Source organism: Pseudacidovorax sp. NFM-22 (assembly GCF_021401245.1).
Classification (GTDB): Bacteria; Pseudomonadota; Gammaproteobacteria; order Burkholderiales; family Burkholderiaceae_C; genus Xenophilus.
Genome location: NZ_JACBFY010000007.1, coordinates 162,223 through 188,175, shown reverse-complemented (window position 1 = coordinate 188,175; position 25,953 = coordinate 162,223). Strand labels below are relative to the sequence as shown.

Below are 25,953 nucleotides of genomic sequence, written 5' to 3'. Positions count from 1 at the left end.
CGGGACAAAGCCCTGGCGTCGGAACACAAGGATTCAGTGCGCACCCGGCCGACGCCGAGCCAATAGCAACAGCATGGGCGGCCGGAGGCAAGACCTGGGAAGGTCCGTCAGAACGTCCAGCGGGCGCTGACGCGCGCGCTGCGCGGCTCCATCGGATGGATGTGCCGGCCTTCGATGCCACTTCCGCAGACGCCCTGGGCGACCTCGCCCGCGGTGCACGAGGCATAGAGGTATTCGATGTCGTTGCCCTTGCGCCCGGCGATGTTGAACACGTCGAGGCCCAGCGTCAGGTGGCGGTTCACCGCGTAACGCGTCCCAAGGTTCACCAGTGTCGTCGACCTGGATCGGACGTTGTCCAGCGTGTCCAGCGCGCGCGGGCCCAGGTAGCGCAGGCGCAGGGATGCGGTGAGCGGGCCATCGGTGTAGGTCACGCCGGCAGCCAGAACCCGCTCCACGGCGTTGTCGATGTAATTGCCTTCACCCTCCGGCGCCGCGCCACGGAAGCGGGCACGCGAGAGCGCGGCGTCGGCCTCCAGCCGCCAGCGCCGGTCGAGCTTCCAGCGCAGCGTGGCCTCGATGCCTCGCCGGCTGCTGGCGCGCCCGGGCTCGGTACTGCCGGCATCGCCGACATAGACCAGCTCGGAGTCCAGCCGCAGTTGCCAGAGCGCGACCGTGGCCGTGAAGTCCTCATCGGGCTGGAAGCGCCAGCCGACCTCGGCGCCACGGCCCTTGACCAGCGCCGGCACGCGGTCCGCGGGCAGGCCGCTTTGCGGATCGAGCTGGATGGTGGCGCCGCGCACGTCATTGCTATGGAAGCCGACGCCGGCATTGAGGTACAGCTCGTGCGCGGGCGTGACGGTGAAGGCCAGCCCGGCCTTCGGACTTGCGAGCGAGTCGTGGCCGCGGCCACTGTTCACCGGGCCGTAGACAGGCTCGCGGCCATCGACCGTGTAGCGCAGCAGGTCGCCGCGCAGGCCGACGTAGCCCCGCAGCCGCTCGGTGACGTTCACCAGTTGCTGCCCGTAGACGGACACCAGGTCCTGCGACACCTTGTCGTTGCGCACGGTCGACGTTCGTTGCCGCGCGACGGTGTCGTACAGGCCGACTTCTCCGATGCGGTCGCCGCGCCATTGCGCGCCGAAGCTCAGGATGCCGTCGAGCCCGCCCAGGCGGTTGGGCATGCTGTGCGAGGCCTGCGCACCGAAGATGTGCCGCCGATCGGTCTGCTCGAACTGGTCGCCCGTGTCGGGCCTGTCCAGGAAGTAGGTGAAGTCGGAAAACAGGTCGAAGCGGTAGTCGATGGCATAGGCGCTGATCTGCGTATTGCCCTGCGGGCCGTTGTCGAACCACTTGCCCGACAGGCTGAGGCGGCGGGTCTTGCCGCCATCCGTGGTGTTGAGCGAGCCGAAGCGCGACAGCTCGCCGTTGTCCACCAGCCGCTGTGGGATCTGGTCTGTCGAGTTCCAGCGGCTCTGGTAGGCCATGCCGGTGAGGCTGAAGCCGCGGGACGGCGAGCCCTGCGAGTAGCGGACCACGGCGTTGGCCTTGCGCAGCCGCTCGGGCGTGTCCCAGGGGCCGTCGTTGCCCTCCAGTTCCACGGCGCCGAGCCAGGTCTGGTCCCCAACGGTGCGCGAGCCTGCGGCCAGCAACCGTCGAAAGTTGTTCTTGCCGAGCGTGAGTTCGGCGAACGGCGCATCGAGCGCGCCGACGTAGTCCAGGGAAGCGCTGCCGGCCAGCGAGAAGTCGCCGCTGTCCGCGAAGTAGGGTCCCTTGCGGTACCGCACGCCGGACACGAGATCGGGAATCAGGAAGTTGAGGTCCGCAAAGCCCTGGCCGTGGCCATGCGTGGGCATGTTGACGGGCATGCCATCGACCGTCACTGCGAAATCCGTACCGTGGTCGAGGTTGAAGCCGCGCAGGAAATACTGGTTGGCCTTGCCGTCGCCGGAGTGCTGGGTGGCGACCACCCCGGGCACGGCTTCCACGATGTCGCCCGGCCGAAGCTTGGGACGGGCCTGGAACGACGCCTTCTCGGCCGCACCTTCGCTGGCGGAGTCGGCCGTACCGATCGTGGCGTCGCGCGGGCCGCGCACCGACACCTCCGGCAGGTGGCCGTCCTGGCTCCAGGCCGGTACGCTGGTGATGAGGGCTGCAGCGAGCAGGCCGGGGGATCGGCGATTGGCGATGCGCACGGCGTTTCCTTGTCGTATGAACAATTTCCAATTATTCATACCATGTGAGCCCGACCCCATACGCCAAATGGCGCAGCCGCTCAGTTCACGGGCTTGAAGTGCCGGTGCGGCTTGCTGGCGCCGTGGCTGTGCTGGTCGCCCGCGTCGAGCGGCACCAGGTGCACATTGCCGTGACGCACGCCCCGCAGCGCGATCAGCTGCTCGGCACAGGCCTGCACGGTGGCCGTGGGGCCGCGCAGCACGACCGTTTCGAGGCAGTGGTCGTGATCCAGGTGGGTATGCAGGCTGGTGATGACCAGGTCGTGATGGTCATGCTGCAGATCCATCACGCGAGCCGTGACGGTGTGCTCGTGGTGGTCGTAGACGTAGCTGACGTTCGCCACGCACCACGAGGGTCGCCCGCTGGGCGCAGGCTGCGCGAGCGTCGCGCTGCCGAGGCGAAAGCGGATCAGATCGCGGAAGGCCTCCGACCGGTTGCCGTAGCCCTTCGCCGCGATGAATGCATCGAATTGCTGGGCGAGTTCATCGTCGAGAGAGATCGTGAAGCGTTCCATGGAGGCGCGGGTGTTGAGCCAGCGCATCATAGTGTTGGGCATTCGCCGATCGCCCCTTGCGCGGGTCGATGCGAGCCGGTGAGCCCGTGCGCCCAGTGCTTGGCCTGCCCTGTGCGCATTGAAGGTTCGAGGGGATCCGGCACTCGCGCGCCATGCGCGGCGGGCAGAGCGCCGAGGAGCCGGCCGTGACCGCTTTCCGTCGCGGCGCGCGCGATCATCAGGTCGCCGGGCGTTGTGCCGTCCGGACTGACAGCTGCGGACTACCGCTCGGTCAGCGCCAGTGGCCGGAGTCGAAGACCACCAGTCGCTCCGTCCGACCGGCCATGAAGGCCTTCATCTCCTGGTGCACGGCGCTGACCTGGTAGCGCTCGTGGGCCGCCTCGTCGTCGAAGCAGGCAATCACCGCATGGCTGAAGCCTTGCGCGCGGCTGGCCTCGTTGGGCGCGTAGAGGTAGCTCACCAGGCCGGGTGAGCCCGCGCGGATCTGCGCCGCGTAGTCCTGCACGCGCTGGTGGAAGGCGTCATCGGTGCCCGGCTTGAAGGCCATCAGGACGGCATGGATGAACATGGCTCAGCCCCTCTTGCCCGCTTCGGCCGGATTGCGCCCGCCCAGGCGGTTCCAGCCCTGCACCGCCAGGCCCACCAGCCCTTCGCGGAAGAGCAGCACGCAGGCGATGAAGATGACGCCCTGCACGATCAGCACCCACGAGCCGAGCGGCGCCAGGTAGTTCTGCAGGGTGACGAAGGTCAGCGCGCCGACGATGGGCCCCAGCAGGGTGCCGATGCCGCCCAGCAGGCTCATCAGCACCACTTCGCCGGACGCATGCCAGTGCACGTCGGTGAGCGAGGCCACGCCGAACACCAGCACCTTCATCGAGCCGGCCAGGCCCGCCAGCCCGGCAGACAGCGCGAAGGCCTGGAGCTTGTAGCGCGAGGTGCCGTAGCCCAGCGAGCGGGCGCGCTGTTCGTTGTCGCGCACCGCGCGGATCACCTCGCCGAAGGGCGACTGGAGGATGCGCACCACGAACAGGTAGGCCGCCAGGAAGACGGCCAGCACCACGTAGTACATGACCATCGAGTTGCCCAGGTCGAACAGGCCGAAGAGCCGGCCGCGCGGCACGTTCTGCAGGCCATCCTCGCCCCCGGTGAAGCCCGCCTGCACGGCCACGAAGTACACCACCTGCGACAGCGCCAGCGTGATCATGGAGAAGTAGATGCCCTGCCGGCGGATGGCCAGCGCGCCGAACACCAGCCCCAGCAGCACGCCCGTGGCCGTGCCGGCCAGCAGGCCCAGTTCGGGTGTGAGCGCCCAGACCTTCATGGCCATGCCGGTCGAATAGGCCGCGGCGCCGAAGAAGGCCGCGTGACCGAAGGACAGCAGGCCGACGTAGCCCAGCAGCAGGTTGAAGGCCGCCGCGAACAGCGCGAAGCACAGCACCTTCATCAGGAAGGTGGGGTAGAGCACCAGCGGCGCCACCAGCGCCAGGGCCAGCAGCAGCCACCAGCCCAGCACCTGGTACCTGCGCGCCAGTCGCAAGGTGACGCGGGTGGCCTCGGCCGCCACGGTGTTCTGCACCTGCAATGGCCGGCCGAACAGGCCCGAAGGCTTGACCAGCAGCACGATGGCCATGATCACGAAGATCACGAAGTTCGACGCCTCGGGATAGACGACCTTGGTGAGCCCCTCGATCACGCCCAGGCCAAGGCCGCTCACGATGGCGCCGCCGATCGAGCCCATGCCACCGATGACCACCACCGCGAACACCACGACCACCAGGTTGGAGCCCATGAGCGGGCTGACCTGGTAGATGGGCGCGGCCACCACGCCGGCGATGGCCGCCAGCGCGACGCCCAGGGCATAGGTCAGCGTGATGTAGCGCGGCACGTTGATGCCGAAGGACTTGACCGTCGCGGGGTTCTCGGTGGCGGCGCGCAGTACCGCGCCCAGCCGCGTGCGCTCCATCAGCAGCCAGACGCCCACGCACACCACCAGCGAGACGACGATGGCCCAGGTGCGGTACAGCGGCAGGAACATGAAGCCGAGGTCGATGCCGCCCAGCAGCTGCTCCGGGATGGCATAGGGCAGGCCCGAGACGCCATAGGCCTGCCGGAACGCGCCCTCGATGCACAGCGCCAGCCCGAAGGTCAGCAGCAGGCCGTAGAGGTGGTCCATCTTGTAGGTGCGCGCGATGATGGTCTTCTCCAGCACCACGGCGAGCACGGCCATGATGAGCGGCGCCAGCACCAGCGCGCCCCAGTAGCCGATGCCCAGGTAGTTCAGCAGCATCCAGGCGACGAAGGCGCCGGCCGTGTACTGCGCGCCGTGCGCGAAGTTGATGATGTTGAGCAACCCGAAGATGACGGCCAGGCCGATGGACAGCGTGGCATAGAAGGCGCCGTTGATCAGCCCCAGCAGCAGCTGGCTCAGCAGCGCGGAAGACGGGATCCCGAAGATGTCGAACATGGTGTGGTTTCCTGCTGCTGCGTCAGACGCCGAGCTGGCGCCGGATGCGCTCGGGCTGCGCCGCGGCTTCGGCGGCGCTCAGGTGGTCGACCACGACACCGTGGTCCATGATGTAGAGGCGGTCCGCCACCGACGAGGCGAAGTGGAAGTTCTGCTCCACCAGCACGATGGTGAAGCCGCGCTGCTTGAGGGCGCGGATGGCGGTGGCGATCTGCTTGACGATCACCGGCGCCAGGCCCTCGGTGGGCTCGTCCAGCAGCAGCATGCGCGCGCCGGTGCGCAGGATGCGGCCGATGGCCAGCATCTGCTGCTCGCCGCCCGACAGGTTGCCGCCGGTGCTGCCGGCCCGCTCCTTCAGGTTGGGAAAGAGCGCATGGATCTCGTCCACGCCGAGGCCGCCCGGCGCAAGCACCGGCGGCAGCATCAGGTTCTCGGTCACCGTCAGGCTGCGGAACACCGCCCGTTCCTCCGGGCAGTAGGCCAGCCCCAGGCGCGGGATGCGGTGGTCGGCCATCGCGATGGTCTCGGTGCCGTCGAACACGACGGAGCCGGTGCGCCGCTCGATCATGCCCATCAGGGCGCGCAGCGTGGTCGTCTTGCCGGCGCCGTTGCGCCCGAGGATGGTCACCAGTTCGCCCTGGCGCACTTCGAGGTTCACGCCCTGCAGGATGTGCGACTCGCCGTACCAGGCGTGCAGGTTGCTGATCTGGAGCATCACGCGGTCTCCTGCGTAGGTTCGACGCCCATGTACGCGGTGATGACGCGCTCGTCGGTCGAGACGCGCCGGTAGTCGCCTTCGGCCAGGATGCTGCCGCGCGCCAGGACGGTGATCGCGTGGCACAGCTCGGACACCACCGACAGGTTGTGCTCCACCATCAGCACTGTCCGTTGGGCCGACACGCGCCGGATCAATGCGGTGATGCGGGCGACGTCCTCCTGGCCCAGTCCCGCCATGGGCTCGTCGAGCAGCAGCATGCGCGGGTCCAGCGCCAGCGTCATGGCGATCTCCAGCGCGCGCTTGCGGCCGTAGGGCAGTTGCGCGGCGCGGGTGCCGGCATCGGCCTCCAGGCCCACCTCGCCCAGCAGCCGCAGTGCCTCGCCGTCCAGGTGGGCCATGGCGCGGGCGGGCCGCCAGAACCGCGGGCCCAGGCCGGTGCGCTGCAGCAGCGCGACGCGCACGTTCTGCAGGGCCGTGAGGCCCAGGAAAACGGCCGAGATCTGGAAGGAGCGCACGAGCCCCAGCCGCGCCACGGCCTCCTGCTGCAGCCGGGTGACGTCGCGGCCGAAGTAGGCGATGCGGCCGGCGTCAGGCTGCAGCACCTTGGTCAGCAGGTTGAAACAGGTGGTCTTGCCGGCCCCGTTGGGGCCGATCAGCGCGTGGATGGTGCCCTCGCGCACGGTCAGCGACACGTTGTCGACGGCCTTGAAGCCGCCGAAGCGCTTGGTGAGCCCCTCGCAGGCCAGGGCGATGCGTTCAGCCATGCGGTCTCCTCACATGCGGGCGAGCATGCCGCCGTCGATGGCCACCACCTGGCCGTTGATGAAGGCACCGGCGCGGCCGGCAAAGGCCACGACCAGCGGGGCGATGTCCTCGGGTTCGGCCCAGCGCCCGGCGGGCACGGACTGCTCGATGAAAGCCTGGAAGCCCTCTCGCGCCTGCAGTGCCGAGGTGAAGCGCGTCTTGACGAAGCCGGGGGCCAGCGCGTTGCAGGTGATGCCGTGGGGGCCGTATTCGACGGCGATGGCCCGCGTGAGGGCGGCCAGCGCGCCCTTGGCCGTGGCGTAGGCGGCGATGCCCGGCATGGTGGCCTGGCCCGCCACCGACGACATGTTGACCACCGTGCCGCGGCCGGCGGCCACCATGCCGGGCAGCACGGCATGGCAGCAGTTGAAGGCGCCTTCCACGTGCACCGCCTGGATCTGCTTCCACTCGTCGAGCGACATCTCGACCAGCGGCTTGCGGTTCTGGTTGCCGGCGTTGTTGACCAGGATGTCGGGCGCCCAGCCGGTCGCCTGCAGCTGCGCGACTTCGGCATGCACGGCCTCGCTGTCCGTCACGCTGAAGACGGCGCCGCGTGCCTCGATGCCGGCGGCCTGCAGCTGGGCGACGGCGGCGGCGCAGGCATCGGCGGCCAGGTCGTTGACGACGACGCGGGCGCCCGCGCCCCCGAGGCTGCGCGCAATGGCGAAGCCCAGGCCCGACGCGGCACCGGTCACGAGCGCGGTGCGGCCGGCAAGGCCGAAGGTCTCGGCCAGGAAGGCTGTATTCAAGCTTGTCTCCTCGTTCGAATGGCGGCAGTGGGCGCCGTCCGCAGGGCGTTGCGCCACTTGCCAAATCAGTAAAAGTCTCGTTTTATGAGACTTGACACGATTTGTACTATACGAAAGAATTTTTGGGCCATCCAAGCTTTCGACGCCCGGGGAAACCCGGCCCACCCTCCAAGGAGACATCCGTCATGGCGCTAGAAACACCCGGCGAGGCCGGGGCCCACCTGCTCGGCCCGCTGGCCTCCCATTACCTCGACGTGGAGGCCCTGCCGTGGAAGCCGACACAGGTGCCCGGCATCGACATCAAGGTGCTCGTGCAGGACAAGGAGACGGGTCTGCTCACGGCCCTCTTCCGCTGGCAGCCGGGCACCGAGCTGCCCATGCACGAGCATGTGGAGATCGAGCAGAGCTACATCCTCGAAGGATCGATCGTGGACGCCGAGGGCGAGGCCCGCGCCGGCGGCTATGTCTGGCGTCCGCGGGGCAACCGCCATGTGGCCCGTTCGCCCCATGGCGCGCTGGTGCTGTCCTTCTTCCTCAAGCCCAACGTGTTCATCGACCAGTTCGCCGGCCAGAAGCTGGAATAGCGCGGCCCACCGCCCGCCTTGCATCCCATACCGACAACAGGAGACAACCCATGAAGAAGCATCCCACCCTCGCCTGCGCCGCCGCAGGCCTGATGAGCCTGGCCCTGGCCGGCGCCGTCCATGCGCAGACGGTGTCCAACGACGTCGTCAAGATCGGCCTGCTGAACGACCAGTCGGGCCTGTTTGCCGACATGTCCGGCAAGATGTCCATCGAGGCCGTGAAGATGGCCATCGACGATTTCGGCGGCAAGGTGCTGGGCAAGCCGATCCAGCTCGTGTCGGCCGACCACCAGAACAAGGTGGACATCGGCCTGGCCATCGCCCGCAAGTGGTACGAGCAGGAAGGCGTGGACATGATCCTGGACGTGCCCAATTCGGCGATCGCGCTGGGCGTGCAGGAGCTGACCAAGCAGATGAACCGCGTTGCCATCTTCACCAGCCCCGGCACCTCCGATCTCACCGGCAAGGCCTGCTCGCCCAACGGCGTGCACTGGACCTACGACACCTATGCCTATGCCTCCGGCGCGGCCTCGGGCGTGATGGCCGAGGGCGGCAAGAGCTGGTTCTTCATCACGTCCGACTACGCCTTCGGGCATGCGCTGGAGCGCGACGCCTCCGCCGTCGTCAAGGCGCAGGGCGGCCAGGTGCTCGGGGCCATCCGGCATCCCATCGGCAGCTCGGACTTCTCGTCCTACCTGGTGCAGGCGCAGGCCAGCAAGGCGCAGGTGATCGGCCTGGCCAACGGCAGCGCCGACACCATCAACACCATGAAGCAGGCGCGCGAGTTCGGCATCGGCACCGGCAAGCAGCGCATCGCGGCGCTCTACATGGGCATCAACGACGTGCACAGCATGGGCCTGGCCATCGGCCAGGACATCAACCTGGTGGAGGCCTTCTACTGGGACCAGAGCCCCGAGAGCCGGCAGTGGTCCGAACGCTTCTACAAGGTCGCGGGCCGCATGCCCTCGGGCGTGCAGGCGAGCAACTACGCGGCCACGCTGCATTACCTCAAGGCCGTGCAGGCGGCCGGCACCGACGAGGCCGGCGCGGTCATGAAGAAGATGCACGAGATGAAGATCAACGACCTGATGACCAAGGACGGCACCATCCGCGAGGACGGCCGCGTGATGCGCGACCTGTACCTCTACAAGATCAAGAAGCCGTCCGAGTCCAAGCGCCCGTGGGACTACTACACGGTGGTGCGCACCATCCCCGCGCAGCAGGCCTTCAAGGCGCCGGACCCGGCCTGCCCGCTGGTCAAGAAGTAAGCAGCGCCACACTGCGGCGGTGGCCCCGCGCGGGCCTGCCCAAGAAGACCCGCGCGATAAACTGCCGCCGCACCTGGAGAGCCCCGCCCCCGATGTCCCACAGCGATCCTGACGAGTCCACCGACGCGGCCGGCGCCCGCGGCAGCGGCACGCCCGATGGCAGCCTGGACAAGATGCTCAGCATCCTGAACCTCTTCACCGAGGACAACAGCGCCATCACCCAGGAGGACATCGTGGCGCGCATCGGCTGCTCGCGCGCCACGGCCTATCGCTACCTGAAGTCGCTTTCCACCGCGGGCCTGATCAGCCCGGTGCACGGCGGGGCCTACGTGGTGGGCTCGCGCATCATCGAGCTCGACCGGCTGCTGCGGCTGCGCGACCCGATCCTGCTGGCGGCCCGGGACGTCATGGCCACGCTGGCGCGCGAGCAGAAGGTCAACGTCATGCTCTGCGCCTACTACGGCGACAAGGTGATGTGCGCCGACACCGAGTGGCCCGACACCAGCTACACCTCCAGCTACGAGCGCGGCAAGCCGATGCCGATGTTCCTGGGCGCCACGGCCAAGGCCATCCTGGCCCACCTCACGCCCTACCAGCTGCGCAACCTGATGCTGTGGCACCCCGCCGAGATCCGGGCGGCAGGTCTGGGCGACAACTGGGACGAGTTCCGCGCCAACATGCGCCGCGTGCGCAAGGAGGGCGTGGTCGTCTCGCACGGCGAGATCGACAAGGGCCTGATCGGCGTGGGCGCGCCCATCTTCAGCGCCGAGAAGAAGGTGCTGGGCAGCCTGGTCGCCATCGTGCCGGCCAAGGGCCGGGCGGCCAGCGCGGCGGCACTGGAGCGTCTGCGCGGCGCGGTGCAGCAGGCTGCGCAGGCCCTCACGGACAAGCTGCGCGCCGGGCAGCGCGACGCTCCGCCTGCGCGCGCCTCGCGGCCGCGGCGCATCGAGGGCTGACCTCGCAGCCCGCGGCCCGCGGTGCGCGCCGGGCCGGTCAACCCTTCTCGTCGGGCGCACTGGCACTGGCACCGTCGCGCTCGTGCGCGAAGATGCTGGCCGTGCGCCGGTAGTGCTCCGCCAGCAGCGCCCGCGCCTGTTCCAGTTCGCCCTGCATGACGGCGTCGAAGATGGCGCGGTGCTCGTCCTGCTCGTTGCGCCGCTTGTAGGCCACGCGGGCCGCGAGCTGACGGAAGCGGTAGGCCTGGTCGTAGAGCTGTTCGCAGAAGCCCAGCAGCAGCGCTGAGCCGCAGCCGGCCAGCAGCGCGCGATGGAAGGCGCGGTGCTGGCGCTCCCATTCCGGGTTCTCGGCATAGGCGTCGTCGGAAATCGAGCGCGGCGTGCGCGACAGTCGATGGAAGGCCAGCACCAGCGGCTCTTCCCATTCCGGACCGCGGCGGTCGAAGGCTTGGCCGATGGCCATCGACTCCACCGCCACCCGTGTGTTCACCAGGTCTTCCAGCTGTGCCTGCGTGGCCTGGGCCACGGCAAAGCCACGCTGGTCGTTGTGCACCACCCATTCCTCGCTGGCCAGGCGGTTGAGCGCCTCCCGCAGCGGACTCGCGCCCACTTGGTAGCGCTCGCGCAGCTCGTGCATCAGCAGCTTGCGCCCGGGCTGCCAGTGGCCCGCCAGCACATCGGCACGCAGGCGCTCGTAGGTCTGGCGTGCCAGGGTGGGCGACGAGGCATCGGCGACGGCGGCCAGCCCTGGGAGAATCCCTGGTTCCGTTTTTATCGACAAAACATCCTCTTGATAATTAATATCGTCAAACACCACTCAACAAGGGTTTGTCGAAATTATGTCCAGATATGCGCGCGTGACGCCACCAGGGCGCCCCACCCAATGGGCCGTGGAGCGCGGAGGCGAGTTGTGGGGCCTGGGTGACCAGGTGCCGGCCGGGGTGAACGACAGCGCCTGGCTCGACCTGATGGCCCACGGCCCGAGCGCCCGGCAGCTGGAGCAGGCCACGCCGCTCGCGCCCGATGCCGTGCGCTGGGAACTGCCCGTCGCCCGTCCCGGCAAGGTGATCTGCCTGGGCCTCAACTACGCCGCCCACGCGGCCGAGGGCGGCAATGCGGCCCCCGAATACCCCAGCTTCTTCATGCGCGGCGCCAGCTCGCTGATCGCCCATGGCGCGCCGCTGGTGCGGCCCCGGGTGTCCGACAAGCTGGACTTCGAGGCCGAGCTCGCGGTGGTGATCGGCCGCCGCGCCCGGCACCTCTCCGAGGCCGATGCCCTGTCGGCCGTGGCGGGCTACGCCTGCTTCAACGACGGCACGCTGCGCGACTACCAGCGCCGCACCGCCCAGTGGACCATCGGCAAGAACTTCGACGGCACCGGCGCCTTTGGCCCCTGGCTGGTGCCGGCGGCCGACCTGCCGCCCGGCGCGGCGGGCCTGAAGATCGAGTCGCGCCTGAACGGCCGCGTGATGCAGAGCGACGACACCGGCCACATGATCGTCACCGTGGCCCGCGCGCTGGTGCTGCTGAGCGAAGTGCTCACGCTGGAGCCGGGCGACGTCATCGCCATGGGCACGCCCTCGGGCGTCGGCTATGCGCGCACGCCGCCGGTGTGGATGCAGCCGGGCGACCGCATCGAGATCGAGATCGAGGGCGTGGGCCTGCTGGCCAACCCCGTGGTGCAGGAGGAAGGCTGAGATGGACCCCGTCATCACCCGTCTGCCCGACGACTTCCGCTGGCCGGGCGGCCACCGGCTCGCGGTCATCTTCAACATCGCCTACGAGGCCTGGTCGGACGGCCAGGCGCCGGGCATCGGGCCCATGGGCAATGTGCTCAAGCCGGGCTTCTTCGACACCAATGCCCACTCCTGGGCCAGCTTCGGCCTGGTGCGTGGCATCCATCGGCTGCTGGGCATCGCGCAGAAGCACGGGGTGCGCACCAGCGTGATGGTCAACGGCGTCATCTGCGAACGCGATCCGGCCACGGTGCGTAAGCTGGCAGAGCTCGGCCATGAGGTCATCAACCACTCGTGGGGCATGGACGTGATCCCGGTCTACTTCGACGAGGCCGGCGAGCGCGCCAACCTGACGCGCAACCACGACTTGCTGACGGCCACGGCCGGCGTGGCGCCCATCGGCTGGATCAGTCCGCGCGGCACCGGCAGCCCCATCAGCTCGCGCCTGCTGGCCGAGGCGGGCTACCTGCACCATGGCGACGTCAACGACGACGACCGGCCTTACGTGATGGACTTCGGCGGCAAGCGCATCGTGGGCATCCCGCTCACCATGGACGTGAACGACCTGCCCACCTGCATCCGCTACGGCCAGGGGCCGCGCCACATGCTGGACACCTTCGAGGACACCTTCGCCGCCATGCGCGCCGAGCCCGTGCCGCTGATGCTGGACGTGACGGCCCACACCCACGTGATGGGCCGGCCCTCCGGCGCCTGGGTCTACGACGAGATCATGGCCCGCGTGAAGCAGGCCGGCGACGTGTGGATCTGCACCCGCGAGGAGATGGCGCGCCACGTGCTCGCGTCGATCTGAGCCGCCGGGCTGCAGTGCAGCCCCTCGGTCCGAGCCGCCGCAGAAGCGGCCGGGCCTTCCCAGGAGACAAAGACATGGCATCCAAGCTCTGGCGGCGCCTGCTGCCCGCCCTCGCCCTCGCGGCCTTGCCGCTGGCGGCAGCGGCGCAGGACAAATGGCCCACCCGGCCCGTGCGCTTCGTGGTCGCCTTCGCACCGGCCGGCCCGGCGGACATCATTGCCCGGCTGCTGGCGCACCGGCTGGCCCAGCCCCTGGGCCAGAGCGTGGTGGTGGAGAACAAGCCCGGCGCCGGCGGCAGCGTGGCCTCGGCCCTGGTCGCACGCGCGGAGCCCGATGGCTACACCCTGCTGATCAACACCAGCTCCTATGCCGTCAACCCGTCGATGCAGCGGCAGCTGGGCTTCGACGCCAGGTCCGACCTCACGCTCGCGGCCCTGGTGGCGGCCAGCCCCAACCTGATCGTCACGGCGCCCAACCTCAAGGCCCGCACGCTGCAGGAGGTGGTGGCCGATGCCAAGGGGGGCAGCTACAACTACGGCACGGCCGGTGCCGGCACCACGCCGCACCTGACGGCCGAGTACCTGTTCAAGGTGCTGGCCAAGGTGCCGGTGACGCACGTGCCCTACCAGGGCGCGGCCCCGGCACTCAATGCCGCGATGAGCGGCCAGACGCAGCTGGCCAGCGTGGCGCTGCCGGCGGCGGTGGAGCTGGTCAAGTCCGGCCGCGTGCACGGGCTGGTGGTGACGGGCGCGCAGCGCTCGCCCGCGCTGCCGGACGTGCCGACGGTGGCGGAGTCGGGCTTTCCGGGCTTCGAGGACGTGACATGGGTCGGCGTCTTCGCGCCCGCCAAGACGCCGCCGGCTGTGCTGCAGCGGATCAACGATGAAGTGGCGCGCCTGCAGAGGGACCCGGAGTTCCTGGCCCGCCTGGCCGCCACCGGCTTCGAGCCCATGGGCGGCAACCTGGAGGCCGTGCGCGGCTACCTGGATCGCGAGCTGGACAAGTGGGCGCGCGTGGTACGCGAAACGGGCGCACAGCCGAACTGACGCTTCGACGCACGCTTCCGAGCTTCACAAGAGAGGAGACACACCATGATCCATCGCCGGCACTGCCTGGCCACGCTGGGCGCGCTCGCTGCGGCCCCGTTCGCGTCCGCCTTCGCGCAGGGCGCCTATCCCAACCGGGCGATCAAGTTGCTGGTGCCTTTTTCGGCCGGCGGCAGTCCGGACCTGCTGGCCCGCGTCATCGGCACCCAGCTCGGCCAGCAGTTGGGCCAGGGTGTCATCGTCGACAACCGCCTGGGCGCCAACGGCATCGTGGCGGCCGAAGCGGTGGCGCGTTCCGCGCCCGACGGCTACACGCTGCTGGTGACCACAGGCTCGCAGGCCATCAATCCGAGCATCTACAAGAGCCTGCCCTACGACACGCTGGCCGACTTCGCGCCGGTCACGCTGTTCACCGTCGCACCCGCGCTGACGCTGGTGGTGGCGCCCGACTCGCCGTACAAGAACTTCGGCCAGTTCCTGGAGGCTGCACGCCAGCCCGGTGCGCAGATCACCTACGGCTCGCCCGGCACCGGCAACACGCTGCACCTGGCCGGCGAGCTGCTCAACGAGACGGCCGGCACCCGCATGCTGCATGTTCCCTACAAGGGCGCGGCCCCGGCGCTCAATGCCGTGATGAGCAAGGAGGTGACGGCCTGCTTCCTCAGCACCGCTGCGGCCACGATGGCGGTGAAGGCCGGACAGGTGCGACCGCTGGCCGTCACCAGTGCCAGGCGCATCGCGGCCTTTCCGGATGTGCCGGCCATGGCCGAGAGCGGCCTCACGGGCATGGACTACAACGGTGGCTGGGTCGGCCTGTTCGCGCCTGGCAAGACGCCCGATGCCGTGGTGCAGAAGCTGGCCGCCGAGGTGCAGCGGGCCATGCAGGTGCCGCAGGTCAAGGACAAGATGGTCGGCTGGGACAGCCCGCCCGCCACGCTGAGCACACAGGAATTCGCCGTCTTCTTCCGCCAGGAGATGGACAAGTTCGCCCGCATCGTCAAACAGGCCAATGTGCCGCTGCAATGAGAAGAGGAGCCCGAGGAGGATGAGCGCCATGCCCAATCTGGAAACCCGCACCACCGTCGAGAACGGCCTGGTGTTCATGCGTGACGTGGCCGTGACCATGTCCGACGGCGTGACGCTGCGCGCCAATGTGTTCCGCCCCGAGGCGCCCGGCCGCTACCCCGTGGTGATGGCCATGGGCGCCTACGGCAAGGACGTGCATTTCGAGGACGCCTTCAATCCGCAGTGGCAGGTGCTCAAGCGCATCTACCCGGGTCTGGACGCCGAGGGCAGCACCGGCCGCTACCTGCGCTGGGAAGTGGTGGACCCGGAACGCTGGGTGCCCGAAGGCTTCGTCGTGATCCAGGTCGATTCGCGCGGCACCGGCCGCTCCGAGGGCTACCTCGATCCCTTCGGACCGGTGGAGACCCGCGACTTCTGTGATTGGATCGAATGGGCCGGCACGCAGCCCTGGAGCAACGGCAAGGTGGGGCTCATCGGCGTGTCGTACCTGGCCATCAAGCAGTGGCAGGTGGCGGCGCTGCGGCCCCCGCACCTGGCGGCGATCGTGCCGTGGGAGGGCTCCAGCGAGTTCTACCGCGACGGCGGCCACCACGGCGGCATCCTGAGCAACAGCTTCACCTTCGAGTGGTGGCCGCGCCAGGTGCTGGCCAACCAGTACGGCAGCGGCAAGAGCACGCACCGCGACCGCCTCACGGGCGAGCGCACCACCGGCCCGGCGCTCTCGGACGAACTGCTGCAAGGCAACCGCGCCGACCATCCCAACGACCGGCTGTCGCATCCGCTGGACGACGCCTGGAACCGGGCGCGCGCCGCCAACCTGCCCGCCATCGAGGTGCCGCTGCTGTCGGCCGCCAACTGGGGCGGCCCGGGCATGCACCTGCGCGGCAACTTCGAAGGCTGGCTGCGTGCCGGCTCGCGGCAGAAGTGGCTCTTCGCGCACATCGGCACGCACTACGAGAGCTTCTACCTGCCGCACTACGTGGCCATCCAGCAGCGCTTCTTCAAGCACTTCCTGGCGGGCGAGGACAACGGCTGGGACCGCGAGCCGCCGGTGCAACTCGCCATCCGTCATGCCGATGGCACGGCCGAAATGCGCACGGAGCAGGAATGGCCGCTCGCGCGCACCGCCTGGACGCCCTTCCACCTGGACGCCGCCGACGCCTCGCTGGGCGACGCGCCGCCGCGCGCTGCCGCCCAGGCGAGCTTCGAGGCCATGGGCGAAGGCCTGAGCTTTTCGACGGCGCCCTTCGCGCAGGACACCGAGTTCACCGGCCCGGCCGTGCTGCGGCTGTGGGTCTCGTCCAGCACCACCGATGCCGACCTGTTTGTCGTGCTGCGCGTCTTCGATCCGGAGGGCCAGGAGGTGAGCTACGTGGGCGCGCATGAACGCGTGCCCATGGCCATGGGTTGGCTGCGTGCCTCGCACCGCAAGCTGGACCCGGCGCGCAGCCTGCCCTGGCGGCCCTGGCACAGCCATGACGAGGTGCAGAAGCTCGTGCCCGGCGAGGCCTATCCGGTGGAGGTCGAGATCTGGCCGACCTGCCTGGTCTTTCCCAAGGGCTGGCGCCTGGTGCTCACGGTGCAGGGCCACGACTTCATCGTGACCCCGCCCGGTCGCATGCGCCACGACCATCCCGAGGACCGGCCCGCGGAGGAGTTCGGCGGCGTGACCACGGTCCTCACGGGTGGCGACCACGACAGCCGACTGCTGATGCCGCTGATTCCGGCGCGACGCTAGGGCCGCGAGGCTGTCAATCCCGGTGGCTGGCGCATTGGCCGTTCGGCTTGCGATAGCCGGGCCCGCCGCGGGAGCCGCAGCCCCCGCTGCCGCCCCCACCCCCGCCTGCACCGCCCCTGTAGGTCGCGTGGCGGCTGCCGGACGAGTGACCCCCACGTCGGCCCCGTGCGTCGGCGTTGGCGCCCAGACCCCCGAAGAGGGTGGCCATCAAAACTGCTCCCAGCACTCGGCGCTTCATGGCTTGCGGGTCCCTTCCTTGCCGGTGTACGGATTGACGTTGCCTTTGGTGCTCCAGTTGTCCAGCTTGGTCTGGTTCGGATTGGTGGCATGGCTGGGCGCGACGTGGGTTCCGTCGTGCCGGGTGTAGCCGCTCACCGAATGGCTGCCCGAATGGAGGCTACCGCCGCCGCTGTGCCCTCCGCCGCCACCCTTGGCGGCTGCGGCGACACACAGCGACAACGCTGCGGCCAGGATCATTGCTTTCTTCATGTGCCTGTCTCCTCTCGCGCCGGGTTCGGCGCAACGGGATGCTGCACTTAAGCATTTGGCAATACAAGTCAACATTCGGCCGTTTGGTCTAAGGGGTTTGCCGAGCCCGCGGGTGACGGCCGGCGCGGCAGGGCGCTTCTAACCCCCGCCACCACCCGGGTGGAATCTCCAAGTGGAAAACATTTCCTCTTTGGATAGAGTGCGCGCATGCACGCGTTCACGCCCTCCCCTCTTCTCCATGCCTGCCGTCTGGCGCTGTCGCTGACGGCCGCTGCGACGCTGTTCCTCGGCACGGCCATGGCTCAGCCGGCAGTGACCGCCGACCCCGAGCGGCCGGTGCTGCCCGAACAGCGCGCGCCCCTCGCCTTCGTCGCGCCCGCACAGATCACGCCGCTGGGCGAGCGCCGTGCGGTCTTCACCGCGGTGCATGCGCTCAGCGGCCAGGAGTTGTGGATCACCGACGGCACCTCGGGCGGCACGCGCCTGGTCAAGGACATCCTGCCCGGCTTCCGCGGCGCCTATCCCTCCAGCCTGACGTCGTACCGGGGCCGCATCTACTTTGCCGCCACCGACGGTGCGCAGGGCGTGCAGCTGTGGCGCACCGATGGCACCGGGCGCGGCACCGTGCCCGTCGCGCGTCTGCCCGGGGCGCCCGGCAGCGATGGCGCCCTGCCCGCCGAATTGACGGTCTTCAAGGACGCGCTCTATTTCGTGGCCAAGGAGCCGGACGGCGGCTTCCAGCTGTGGAAGACACAGGGCACGGCCCAGAGCACCGTGCGCGTGGCGGCCATCGCGCCGGGGCCACGGGCCCTGGTGCGGCAGCTCACCGTGGTGGGTGACTGGTTGTTCTTCACCGCCACCACGGCCGAGCACGGCCATGAACTCTGGGTGACCGACGGCAGTGCCAAGGGCACGCGGCTTGTGAAGGACGTCAGAGCCGGAGCCGAGGACGGCGGCATCGCGCGCCTGACGGCCGTGGGGCGGCAGCTGTACTTCACGGCCAACGACGGCCAGCACGGCACCGAGTTGTGGACCAGCGACGGCACGACGGCGGGCACGCGCCTGGTGAAGGATGTGCGAGCCGGCGAAGCCGCGTCACAGCCGCGGCACCTGACGGCGATGAAGGGCGTGCTGTACTTCGCGGCCGACGACGGCCGCCACGGCATCGAGCTGTGGCGCAGCGACGGCACCGTCGACGGCACGCGCCTGGTCAAGGACATCCAGCCCGGGCCGCGCGGCAGCCTGTCGAGCCCCGTGGCCGTGATGAACGGGCGGCTCTACTTCGCGGCCACCGATGGCGAATCCGGTGCCGAGCTGTGGACCTCGGACGGCACGGAGGCCGGCACGCGGCGCGTGGCCGACATCGCCGCTGGCGCATCGAGCGCGACACCCTCGCGCTTCGAGGTGGCGGCGGGCCGGCTGTGGTTCTCGGCCGGCGATGCCACGCATGGCGTGGAGCCCTGGTCCACCGACGGCACCGCCGCCGGCACGCGCCGCATGGCCGACGTGGTGCCCGGTGCGGCGCATTCGATGCCGGTGGGCTTCACCGCCGTGGGCAATGCCGTCCTGTTCACGGCCGACGACGGCCACGGCAACGAGCGGCTCTGGCGCATCGATCGCGCCGGGCGGCTCAGCCTGCTGGGCGATCCGCTGCAGCAGCGGCTGCGCTGAGCACGCGGCTAGCTGCCGCTGGAGGCATAGCGGCGCAGGCCCAGGCGCCACACGCCGAACGCGAGTCCCAGAAAGACAAAGCCCGCCAGGGGCGAGACGGCGCCCACCCAGGCGGGCGCGCCCAGCGGATCGGCGCGGCCCAGCACCATCAGCGCGGGGTAGTAGGCCACGCAGGCCAGCGGCACGCCGAAGGTGAGCAGGCGCCTGAACCACCGCGCGTACAGCGCCATGGGGTACTGCCCCGCCTCCACGCCGCCATAGGTGAACACGTTGGCGATCTCCAGGCTTTCCACCGTCCAGAAGGCGAGCGCGCCCTGCAGCACCAGGATGCCCAGGAACAGCGCCACGCCGCCCGCGACGGCGAACACGGCCACCGCGATGGCGGCCGGCGTCCAGTCGATGCCCGCCTGCACGCTGCCGAAGGCCAGCACCAGCCCGGCCTGCAGCAGACGGCCGAGGCGGCTCAGCCGCAGGTCGTGCCCCATCAGCTGCAATGCCACCGGCCGTGGGCGCAGCAACAGCCGGTCGAAGGCGCCGGTGCGCAGCAGCTCGGTGCCCAGCACGTCGAAGCCGCGGCCCAGCATGTCCGCCAGCGCGAACATGGCGTGCACCAGTCCGTAGAACAGCGCCACTTCGCCGAGGCTCCAGCCCCGCAGGCTGCCGAAGCGGTCGAACAGCGCCCAGATGCCGACGACCTCGATGCCGGTGGCCAGGAACTGCCCGGCAGCCAGCATCAGCGCCGATGCGGGATAGCGGGCCTGGCCTGCGATGGAGGCCGCGGCGAAGCGCAGGAACAGGCGGGCGTTGCCCATGGAACCGCGGCGTGCCATGGCCTCACCCGCCCTGCACTTCGAGCCGCGCGAAGGCGGCCTGCAGCGCCAGCCGGCCGGCGGCCGGCAGGGCCGCGACCCAGAAGCCCTGCAGCAGCAGGCCGCCCAGGGCACCGCTGCCCGCCAGCTGCCCGAAATAGATCCGCGCCGGAATGTCCACCAGCCCGGCCAACGGCTGCAGCAGAAGCCAGCGCTGCCAGCCGTCGGGCAGCAGCGACAGCGGCACCAGATTGCCCGACAGGATGATCACCACCGGCAGAGCCAGCATGTTGATGCCGCGGGCATCGAGCGCCGCCACCGCGGCCACGTTCAGCAGCATGACCAGCGCGGCCGACAGCAGCAAGGCCAGCACCATCGACACGCCGAAGGCCACGCCGGCCGCCAGGCTGGCGGGCGGGCGCCACGACCAGTCGCCCCAGCCTGCCAGGGGCAGCAGCAGCGCCGCGAAGGCCGCCATCAGCGCCAGGCGCGGCAGCACCCGCGCCGCGATCCAGCCTGCGCTGCGGACGAACCACAGCCAATAGGCGTCCACCGGGCGCAGGCGGTCGTAGGCGACGGCACCGGTGCGCACCGCCTGCGCCACCTCGGGGTCGCCCGCCCAGGGCAGCAAGGCCAGCAGCCCCTGCGCGAGCCAGGTGTAGGTGACCGCCTGGGCAAGCGGCATGGGCGCCGCGCCGGCCGCATAGAAGGCCGCGAGCACCATCACCTTGATGCCGCCCCACCAGCACTGGGTGGCGAAGCCGGCGAAGGCCGCGGTGCGGTACTGCAGCATCTGCAGGAAGCGCGAGACGAAGGCCGCACGGTAGGGCCGCAGCGCGCGGCCATCCGGCACCGATCGGCGGCCGCTCATGCCTCGGCCGCGCCGTGCAGGGCGTAGAAGCGGGCGATGACCTCTTCGATGGAGGGCGACTCGATGCGGATGTCCTCGACCGCGTGGGCGGCAGCGATGCGGGCGATCAGGTCGGCGGCGGGCGTCTGCTGCGGATCGAAGCGGAGCACCAGCGTGCGTCCCTCCCGCGCCGCGACGGGCGTGCCGGCGAGTTCAGTTCCGTCTGGCGGCGTGCCGGCGAAGTCCACCACCAGGCGGCGCTCGGCCAGCACCTGCCGCCGCAACGCCTCCACCGGGCTGTCGGCCAGCACGCGGCCATGGCCGACGATGATGACCCGCTGGGCCAGCGCCTCGATGTCGTGCATGTCGTGGGTGGTGAGCAGCACCGTGGTGCCGCGCTCGCGATTGGTCTTGCGCACAAAGTCGCGCACTGCGAGCTTGGAGGGCGCATCGAGGCCGATGGTGGGCTCGTCCAGGAACAGGATGTCGGGCCGGTGCAGCAGCGCCGCAGCGATCTCGGCGCGCATGCGCTGGCCGAGCGAGAGCTGGCGCACCGGCTGGCCGAGCACGCCCTCCAGGTTGAGCAGCGCCACGAGTTCGTCGCGCGTGCGGCGGTAGTCCGCCGCGTCCACCCGGTAAATGTCGCGCAGCAGGTCGAAGCCGTCTTCCACCGGCAGGTCCCACCACAGCTGGGTGCGTTGACCGAACACCACGCCGATGCGGCCCACATGGGCTTCGCGCTCGGCAAAGGGATCGCGGCCGTCGATGGTGATGCGTCCGCCATCGGGCCGCAGGATGCCGGCGAGCAGCTTGACCGTGGTGGACTTGCCCGCGCCATTGGGCCCGATGAGCCCCAGCAACTCGCCGCGCTGCAGCGAGAAGGAAACGCCGGCGAGCGCTTCCACCGTCCGATAGCGCCGTCGCCACAGGCCGCGCAGCGCCCCGCGCAGCCCCGGATCGCGCTCGGCGATGCGGTAGACCTTGGTGAGGCGGTCGACGTGGATGTGGGCAGTCATGGGGCGCGTCCGGACGGCGCAGGCGCCTGCGATGCAGAGGCCGCCGCCGTGGGGGGCGCGATGCTATCCGATGGCATGGGTGGCGGCATGCGACGGCGGCGGCCCCTTCGCGCCCGCTTCGAGCCAGGCGATCTTGCGGTCGAGGAAGGCGAGCATCGCCTGCAGTTCCAGGGCCCTGCCGCGCAAGGTGTCGCGGTGGGCGGTCAGGGCCTTGAGCATCCGCGCGTGGCCGCCGCCTGAACGCCGCTCCCCGATGAGCAGCTTGATCTCCGGCAGCGAGAGCCCCAGGGCCTGGCCCGCCTGGATGGCCGAGAGTCGGCGCAGGTCGGCTTCGGTGAACTCCAGGTAGGGCCGCGACCCGCCGGCGAGCCCGGTGCGCGGCGACAGCAGGCCTTCCCGCAGGTAGTGCCGGACGGTCGTCGGCTTCACCCCTGCGCGGCGCGCGAATTCAGCGATCCACATCGGCGTGTTCCCCATGTTGACTATGCATCCAACTGCATAGTTATAACCTTGGCCATGAACCACGCGACGACGCCCCTTCTCCTCCTTCCCGGGCTGATGAACGATGCCCGGATCTGGAATCCGCTGACGACCGCCATCGCCGGAGAGCGCACCGTGCACGTCGCGCCCACGCACCTGCACGACCGCATCGCCGAGTCGGCCCGTGACGCGATCGCGGCCATGCCCGCCGGCGCATTCGCGGTCGCCGGCTTCTCGCTGGGCGGGTACGTCGCGCAGGAGGTCTGCCGCCAGGCGAGCAGCCGCATCGCCGGGCTGGGCCTCCTGAGCACGGGCGCCCGCGCGGACACCGAGGACGCGAAGCAGGTCCGGCAAAGGATGATCCAGGCCGTGGAGGGTGCCGAAGGCGCAGGCACCGCCACCGCCACCTTCGGCCAGGTCGCCCAGGGTTTTGCCGCAAGGATCGTTCACGCGTCGAGGTTGCAGGACCGCGAACTGCTGAACCTGCTGTTCGACATGGCTTCGACCGTGGGAAGCCAGGGCTTTGTCCGGCAGCAGCGGGCGGCCATGCACCGGGCGGACACCCGCGACCTGCTGCCTCGCATGCACGCCCCCGCCGTCGTCATCTGTGGGCGTGAGGACCAGATCACGCCCTTCAGCCTGAGCCAGGAGATGGCCTCACTTCTGCCGGACGCCGAGCTGGTGGCGGTGGCCGAGGCGGGGCACATGGCGATCCTGGAGCAGCCTGCGACGGTGGTTGAGGCTTTGGTGCGTTGGCTGCGGCGGGTGGATGGTGCGGCGACGTGCCGGGGCGACGGGGTGGCGGCAGTTTGAGAGCGGCTGCGGTTGGGCCGGACCAGCTATTCGTTTGAGCGTCTTGAATGAAGTCATCGACCACCGGCAGGCACTTGCTGCGCCGGCTGTTGGCCAGCGTGTCCATCACGAAGCCTGCGCTCCAGGTGTCATTGACGAGCTGGCTGGCTGCCAGAGGCTGGCGTTCGCCCGTGGGGCGTTTGACCCTGCGGCGCTTGCGCACCGACAGGTTGGCCAGCTGTACAGGCGCCACACGCGTTTGCGGTTCACCTAGTGGCCTTCAAGACTCAACAGGTCGTGATGCGCCGATAGCGAAAGCGCCGGCGCTCGTGCACCAACTCGACAATGCGTGTGCTCAGGCGAGACTGTGGGCTCGCGCATGCTGGGCGACTCCCGATAGCTGGTTCCTGGACAAAACCCCGCATAGCTACAGGCGCGGCGCTCGCTGATGGACAGTTCCTGGACCATCCTGGCAGGGGCTTCGCGCTTGACTTGCGGGGTCAGCGCTTTACCCCGAAGCCCACCTTCAACGCTTCGATGTGCAGGTGGGCCTCGGTCAGCAGCTTCTTGAGCCTAGCGTTCTCGCTCTCGATCTCGCACAGACGCGTGGCCTCGCTGGCCTGCATGCCGCCGAACTTGGCGCGCCACTTGTAGAAGGTCGCATCGCTGAAACCACCCCGGCGACACAACTCCTTGACCGACATGCCGCACTCGGTCTCCGTGCAAACCCGATGATCTGTTCGTCGGTGAATCTGCGCTTCTTCATGTCCGTTCTTCCTGTGAAAACGGACTCTACTAACCTTCAACTGGTATGCAGGTCAGTGGCATCGAATTATCCAGTCACGCCGTCTTCAGTCGGCAGTTGTCACAAGATCCACAACAAGGAAAATCTTTAATTTCTGACCAGAACTCTTCTTCTCTGATCGCCCACAAATGAAGCGAGAAGGCAAGGATAGACGCATCCGCTGCGTGTGTGCCGCATCGGCGTAACCGCTTCGGCACCTTGCCCCCACTCGAATCACAAATGCATCGTTGCTTCAGCTTCACGACCTTTTTCGAATCGCGCCACACACTGTAGAGGTACGCATTGTTCTCGTACAGCTTCATGACTCTCTTCGTACTTACTATCGAAAGTCTCCGCTCTCGCAACGCCAACTCGTACTTGGCGCCAAGAGCTCGAGCGGCTGACTCCGCACGATGCTGCTCCAGCGCAGCTTTCGGGCCGTGTGCCCACTCATTATTGTTTGGCCAGCGACGAATTTTCTTCGCTCGGTACTGGAGGACCAGAAACTTCCATAGTGTTCGCCACCAAGCATGAGCGCTGTCATTGTCACACACATCGAGGTTAGAAACCTCCCACCAATAAAGGCAGAAAGTGCCATCAATGTTGATATGGCGATGTGGGCAGAATTTTGGCAGATTTACTGGTACGCGCTCCTTAGCGGCGACCTTATTGCCGCCCACGTGGGTGGCCTCAATCTCGTAGGCGACGGTTCGGCCATCGCTTAAAGCGAGATTGAACTTTAGGATGACGCAATCGGTCGACGCATGCTCTGCTGACGCGTGGTACTCAGAAGCAACTGCCGCGATGAAGTCAACGGCAGTCAACATCAAGCTCGTCTAGATTCGCAATAAGGACGTACCACCTGCTCCTGCGCCTTGGCGATGGCAGGGGTGCTCACGACCAAACCCACGGATCTAGCAACACCTGCAGATTTTTCGCCCTCGTCGGCTAATGCTTCAGTTGCTTCGAGATAGTCGAAATTTGCAATCTTACGTGTGCTGCCAAATAACTTTCTGACAGCTGTCGATGCCTCGTTGTAGGCGTTTTTACCAATTGCAGTTTCTGTGCCGTTGCATCGTACCTGTTCAGCTTCTGAAGCAAGCACACCACGGCTCACTGAACAACGAACTCGACTACCCTTCACTCCGAGGCGAGTGACCGTCATCGGGCCGTAGTCAAAACCAACGGCAAGGCCCAGGGTCCCGGAAAAATAGTTCTCTTTCTCCAGCTTCTCAATCGCGAGATCGAAGCTGCTACGAAAAGCGCCCGCCAGCCGAGTGGCCTCAGAAATCGTGTCGTGGACGGCCGTGGCCGCTGCGGTCCCCTCACAGATTAAACCGTGGATGCAGTCGCCAATGAATCGAATGCGGCGGCCTTTAAATTCAGTTGTCAGTACACGCTCTAATTCAGCTCGAAGAACATGAAGTACACGTACAACATTTTCGGCATTCGCTTCAATGTTTTCGGCGACATACTTCGTAAAACCATCAATGTCTGCATAGATGCTCACCGCCTCTTGCCGCCGTGAGTTAGCAGGCGTTAGGGACGCAATATCCATCGTAGAGAACGGAGGCGTATGCCTAGTGAACTCAATGCCCCCAAGGGGGTTGTTTTTCTGGTCCTCACGCCACTCGTCCACGACAACATCGGCAGTAACGCCTAGGTCCGCGGCGTCTTCACAATCCTTGATCTCATCATCCGACAGGGCAGTTTTTTCTGGAAATTCCACTTCCTCTAGGCCAATCACGCGCCGTGCAGCATTGGTGAGGTAAATACCTCTTGCCGAGCGATTGCTGGCAAGCTTGGCAGCATGGTTCGCTGCATCGCCGAGAAACAAGGGCTCTCTGTATCCGTTCCGGCCGTTGTTGACGGCAAGGGTCTCGCCCGTGTCGATACCGACTCGCAAGATTGCGGCAGGGATCTTCGCATCGGTATCTTTTGTTTCGTGGAGAACATTGATCATGAGCTGGGCAGTTGCGACCGCGCGCTGCACACGCTTCTTCTCAGCACCCGTCTCTGAGTTGTACGGCTTCGTAAACAACGAGTGAAGTCGCTGGTTGTGGAAGTCCACCCGCCTCGCGTCCACTCGCTTGAGGATCCGGTTGACGGCCCGGTAGTGCTGATCTAGGAACCTAAGCGTGCGTTTGTGACAGTCAGTGCCCTCTACTCCAGTGACATTCAGCATCTCGTCCAGATTCTGTATGTCTGCGTACATGTGGACACCATCCACCCGGTAGGCCGCGTTGGTGGCAATTGACTCAAGAGACATGTCACGTCCGTACTTCTTAATCGTCACGGTACTGACGTCCCCCATCTTCTTCTCAATGTGGGTGCTGGCGCGCTCGTAGTTCCAAGTGTGGCTCACAGTGATCTCCGAAGAACCGCCTCGACAGGAAGCAGCTTGTTGCGTATAGTT

General features: G+C 68.1%; 25 protein-coding genes and 1 pseudogene. 10 read left to right on the top strand and 16 right to left on the bottom strand.

Going from position 1 to position 25,953, the window contains the following annotated elements:
* Positions 1-107 precede the first annotated feature (107 nt).
* The 7 genes from L0984_RS23790 to L0984_RS23760 all read right to left on the bottom strand — a co-directional run bounded on the left by L0984_RS23790 (position 108) and on the right by L0984_RS23760 (position 7,481).
* Positions 108-2,186, bottom strand: coding sequence for a TonB-dependent receptor (locus L0984_RS23790; protein WP_370646176.1), 2,079 nt, complete (start codon positions 2,184-2,186; stop codon positions 108-110).
* A gap of 86 nt (positions 2,187-2,272) precedes the next feature.
* Positions 2,273-2,788 carry a nickel-responsive transcriptional regulator NikR gene (nikR, locus tag L0984_RS23785; protein WP_234196821.1) on the bottom strand — a complete coding sequence of 172 codons (516 nt, stop codon included), beginning with the start codon at positions 2,786-2,788 and terminating at the stop codon, positions 2,273-2,275.
* A 229-nt stretch (positions 2,789-3,017) separates the two neighbouring features.
* Positions 3,018-3,314 (bottom strand): Dabb family protein, encoded by a 297-nt coding sequence (locus L0984_RS23780; RefSeq protein WP_234196820.1) that lies wholly within the window; start codon positions 3,312-3,314, stop codon positions 3,018-3,020.
* A gap of 3 nt (positions 3,315-3,317) precedes the next feature.
* Complete coding sequence (locus tag L0984_RS23775; protein ID WP_234196819.1) at positions 3,318-5,210, bottom strand: ABC transporter permease; 1,893 nt, start codon at positions 5,208-5,210, stop codon at positions 3,318-3,320.
* A 22-nt stretch (positions 5,211-5,232) separates the two neighbouring features.
* The gene (locus L0984_RS23770) at positions 5,233-5,925 is read right to left on the bottom strand and encodes an ABC transporter ATP-binding protein (protein WP_234196818.1); all 693 of its coding nucleotides are present in this window, start codon (positions 5,923-5,925) and stop codon (positions 5,233-5,235) included.
* The gene (locus L0984_RS23765) at positions 5,925-6,692 is read right to left on the bottom strand and encodes an ABC transporter ATP-binding protein (RefSeq protein ID WP_234196817.1); all 768 of its coding nucleotides are present in this window, start codon (positions 6,690-6,692) and stop codon (positions 5,925-5,927) included. Before L0984_RS23765 ends, L0984_RS23770 begins: the two co-directional genes overlap by 1 nt.
* Positions 6,693-6,701: 9 nt before the next feature.
* Positions 6,702-7,481: an SDR family NAD(P)-dependent oxidoreductase gene (locus L0984_RS23760; RefSeq protein WP_234196816.1), complete on the bottom strand. Its 780-nt coding sequence runs from the start codon at positions 7,479-7,481 to the stop codon at positions 6,702-6,704.
* A gap of 185 nt (positions 7,482-7,666) precedes the next feature.
* Here L0984_RS23760 and L0984_RS23755 point away from each other — a divergent pair, with 185 nt between their 5' ends.
* The 3 genes from L0984_RS23755 (at position 7,667) to L0984_RS23745 (ending at position 10,289) form a co-directional block, all read left to right on the top strand.
* A complete protein-coding gene (locus L0984_RS23755) occupies positions 7,667-8,065 on the top strand; it encodes a cupin domain-containing protein (RefSeq protein WP_017759469.1) in 399 nt (132 codons plus the stop codon).
* Positions 8,066-8,115: 50 nt separating this feature from the next.
* Complete coding sequence (locus L0984_RS23750; protein ID WP_234196815.1) at positions 8,116-9,333, top strand: ABC transporter substrate-binding protein; 1,218 nt, start codon at positions 8,116-8,118, stop codon at positions 9,331-9,333.
* Between the two features lie 92 nt (positions 9,334-9,425).
* Positions 9,426-10,289, top strand: coding sequence for an IclR family transcriptional regulator (locus L0984_RS23745; RefSeq protein WP_234196814.1), 864 nt, complete (start codon positions 9,426-9,428; stop codon positions 10,287-10,289).
* Positions 10,290-10,326: 37 nt separating this feature from the next.
* On the opposite strand, the gene L0984_RS23740 is transcribed toward L0984_RS23745, so the two are convergent.
* Positions 10,327-11,070, bottom strand: coding sequence for an FCD domain-containing protein (locus tag L0984_RS23740; RefSeq protein ID WP_234196813.1), 744 nt, complete (start codon positions 11,068-11,070; stop codon positions 10,327-10,329).
* Between the two features lie 58 nt (positions 11,071-11,128).
* On the opposite strand from L0984_RS23740, the gene L0984_RS23735 reads away from it, so the two are divergent.
* The 5 genes from L0984_RS23735 (at position 11,129) to L0984_RS23715 (ending at position 16,646) form a co-directional block, all read left to right on the top strand.
* Positions 11,129-11,986, top strand: a complete 858-nt coding sequence (locus L0984_RS23735; protein WP_234196812.1) for a fumarylacetoacetate hydrolase family protein — start codon at positions 11,129-11,131, stop codon at positions 11,984-11,986.
* A gap of 1 nt (position 11,987) precedes the next feature.
* Complete coding sequence (locus L0984_RS23730) at positions 11,988-12,836, top strand: polysaccharide deacetylase family protein (protein ID WP_234196811.1); 849 nt, start codon at positions 11,988-11,990, stop codon at positions 12,834-12,836.
* Between the two features lie 74 nt (positions 12,837-12,910).
* Positions 12,911-13,882 (top strand): tripartite tricarboxylate transporter substrate binding protein, encoded by a 972-nt coding sequence (locus tag L0984_RS23725; protein WP_234196810.1) that lies wholly within the window; start codon positions 12,911-12,913, stop codon positions 13,880-13,882.
* Between the two features lie 45 nt (positions 13,883-13,927).
* Positions 13,928-14,908, top strand: a complete 981-nt coding sequence (locus tag L0984_RS23720; RefSeq protein ID WP_234196809.1) for a tripartite tricarboxylate transporter substrate binding protein — start codon at positions 13,928-13,930, stop codon at positions 14,906-14,908.
* 28 nt (positions 14,909-14,936) lie between these two features.
* The gene (locus tag L0984_RS23715) at positions 14,937-16,646 is read left to right on the top strand and encodes a CocE/NonD family hydrolase (protein ID WP_234196808.1); all 1,710 of its coding nucleotides are present in this window, start codon (positions 14,937-14,939) and stop codon (positions 16,644-16,646) included.
* 234 nt (positions 16,647-16,880) lie between these two features.
* Here the strand turns inward: L0984_RS23715 and L0984_RS23710 are convergent, their stop codons facing one another.
* Positions 16,881-17,135 carry a hypothetical protein gene (locus tag L0984_RS23710; protein ID WP_234196807.1) on the bottom strand — a complete coding sequence of 85 codons (255 nt, stop codon included), beginning with the start codon at positions 17,133-17,135 and terminating at the stop codon, positions 16,881-16,883.
* 207 nt (positions 17,136-17,342) lie between these two features.
* On the opposite strand from L0984_RS23710, the gene L0984_RS23705 reads away from it, so the two are divergent.
* A complete protein-coding gene (locus L0984_RS23705) occupies positions 17,343-18,806 on the top strand; it encodes an ELWxxDGT repeat protein (RefSeq protein ID WP_234196806.1) in 1,464 nt (487 codons plus the stop codon).
* Positions 18,807-18,814: 8 nt separating this feature from the next.
* Here the strand turns inward: L0984_RS23705 and L0984_RS23700 are convergent, their stop codons facing one another.
* From L0984_RS23700 to L0984_RS23685, 4 genes are all read right to left on the bottom strand, one after another.
* Positions 18,815-19,618, bottom strand: coding sequence for an ABC transporter permease (locus tag L0984_RS23700; protein ID WP_370646174.1), 804 nt, complete (start codon positions 19,616-19,618; stop codon positions 18,815-18,817).
* Positions 19,619-19,640: 22 nt separating this feature from the next.
* Positions 19,641-20,486: an ABC transporter permease gene (locus L0984_RS23695; RefSeq protein WP_234196804.1), complete on the bottom strand. Its 846-nt coding sequence runs from the start codon at positions 20,484-20,486 to the stop codon at positions 19,641-19,643.
* Entirely contained in the window at positions 20,483-21,481 is a 999-nt protein-coding gene (locus L0984_RS23690; RefSeq protein ID WP_234196803.1) for an ABC transporter ATP-binding protein, read from the bottom strand. Before L0984_RS23690 ends, L0984_RS23695 begins: the two co-directional genes overlap by 4 nt.
* A 63-nt stretch (positions 21,482-21,544) precedes the next feature.
* Positions 21,545-21,943 (bottom strand): MerR family transcriptional regulator, encoded by a 399-nt coding sequence (locus L0984_RS23685; RefSeq protein ID WP_234196802.1) that lies wholly within the window; start codon positions 21,941-21,943, stop codon positions 21,545-21,547.
* A 54-nt stretch (positions 21,944-21,997) separates the two neighbouring features.
* Here L0984_RS23685 and L0984_RS23680 point away from each other — a divergent pair, with 54 nt between their 5' ends.
* Positions 21,998-22,774 (top strand): alpha/beta fold hydrolase, encoded by a 777-nt coding sequence (locus L0984_RS23680; RefSeq protein ID WP_234196801.1) that lies wholly within the window; start codon positions 21,998-22,000, stop codon positions 22,772-22,774.
* Positions 22,775-23,170: 396 nt separating this feature from the next.
* Here the strand turns inward: L0984_RS23680 and L0984_RS30090 are convergent.
* The 3 genes and pseudogenes from L0984_RS30090 to L0984_RS23665 form a co-directional block, all read right to left on the bottom strand.
* Positions 23,171-23,519: pseudogene (locus L0984_RS30090) on the bottom strand (transposase); the annotation flags it as partial.
* Between the two features lie 74 nt (positions 23,520-23,593).
* On the bottom strand, positions 23,594-24,364 hold the full coding sequence (locus tag L0984_RS23670; protein ID WP_234196800.1) for an E2 domain-containing protein: 771 nt from the start codon (positions 24,362-24,364) through the stop codon (positions 23,594-23,596).
* Entirely contained in the window at positions 24,364-25,902 is a 1,539-nt protein-coding gene (locus tag L0984_RS23665; RefSeq protein ID WP_234196799.1) for an adenylate/guanylate cyclase domain-containing protein, read from the bottom strand. Before L0984_RS23665 ends, L0984_RS23670 begins: the two co-directional genes overlap by 1 nt.
* Between the last annotated feature and the right edge of the window lie 51 nt (positions 25,903-25,953).

Bases quoted from the DNA above. Each gene is read 5' to 3' on its own strand.
- nikR (WP_234196821.1), bottom strand. From the start codon at position 2,788: ATGCCCAACACTATGATGCGCTGGCTCAACACCCGCGCCTCCATGGAA.
- L0984_RS23780 (WP_234196820.1), bottom strand. From the start codon at position 3,314: ATGTTCATCCATGCCGTCCTGATGGCCTTCAAGCCGGGCACCGATGAC.
- L0984_RS23775 (WP_234196819.1), bottom strand. From the start codon at position 5,210: ATGTTCGACATCTTCGGGATCCCGTCTTCCGCGCTGCTGAGCCAGCTG.
- L0984_RS23770 (WP_234196818.1), bottom strand. From the start codon at position 5,925: ATGCTCCAGATCAGCAACCTGCACGCCTGGTACGGCGAGTCGCACATC.
- L0984_RS23765 (WP_234196817.1), bottom strand. From the start codon at position 6,692: ATGGCTGAACGCATCGCCCTGGCCTGCGAGGGGCTCACCAAGCGCTTC.
- L0984_RS23755 (WP_017759469.1), top strand. From the start codon at position 7,667: ATGGCGCTAGAAACACCCGGCGAGGCCGGGGCCCACCTGCTCGGCCCG.
- L0984_RS23750 (WP_234196815.1), top strand. From the start codon at position 8,116: ATGAAGAAGCATCCCACCCTCGCCTGCGCCGCCGCAGGCCTGATGAGC.
- L0984_RS23745 (WP_234196814.1), top strand. From the start codon at position 9,426: ATGTCCCACAGCGATCCTGACGAGTCCACCGACGCGGCCGGCGCCCGC.
- L0984_RS23735 (WP_234196812.1), top strand. From the start codon at position 11,129: ATGTCCAGATATGCGCGCGTGACGCCACCAGGGCGCCCCACCCAATGG.
- L0984_RS23730 (WP_234196811.1), top strand. From the start codon at position 11,988: ATGGACCCCGTCATCACCCGTCTGCCCGACGACTTCCGCTGGCCGGGC.
- L0984_RS23725 (WP_234196810.1), top strand. From the start codon at position 12,911: ATGGCATCCAAGCTCTGGCGGCGCCTGCTGCCCGCCCTCGCCCTCGCG.
- L0984_RS23720 (WP_234196809.1), top strand. From the start codon at position 13,928: ATGATCCATCGCCGGCACTGCCTGGCCACGCTGGGCGCGCTCGCTGCG.
- L0984_RS23715 (WP_234196808.1), top strand. From the start codon at position 14,937: ATGCCCAATCTGGAAACCCGCACCACCGTCGAGAACGGCCTGGTGTTC.
- L0984_RS23710 (WP_234196807.1), bottom strand. From the start codon at position 17,135: ATGAAGAAAGCAATGATCCTGGCCGCAGCGTTGTCGCTGTGTGTCGCC.
- L0984_RS23705 (WP_234196806.1), top strand. From the start codon at position 17,343: ATGCACGCGTTCACGCCCTCCCCTCTTCTCCATGCCTGCCGTCTGGCG.
- L0984_RS23700 (WP_370646174.1), bottom strand. From the start codon at position 19,618: ATGGGCAACGCCCGCCTGTTCCTGCGCTTCGCCGCGGCCTCCATCGCA.
- L0984_RS23695 (WP_234196804.1), bottom strand. From the start codon at position 20,486: ATGAGCGGCCGCCGATCGGTGCCGGATGGCCGCGCGCTGCGGCCCTAC.
- L0984_RS23690 (WP_234196803.1), bottom strand. From the start codon at position 21,481: ATGACTGCCCACATCCACGTCGACCGCCTCACCAAGGTCTACCGCATC.
- L0984_RS23685 (WP_234196802.1), bottom strand. From the start codon at position 21,943: ATGTGGATCGCTGAATTCGCGCGCCGCGCAGGGGTGAAGCCGACGACC.
- L0984_RS23680 (WP_234196801.1), top strand. From the start codon at position 21,998: ATGAACCACGCGACGACGCCCCTTCTCCTCCTTCCCGGGCTGATGAAC.
- L0984_RS23670 (WP_234196800.1), bottom strand. From the start codon at position 24,364: ATGTTGACTGCCGTTGACTTCATCGCGGCAGTTGCTTCTGAGTACCAC.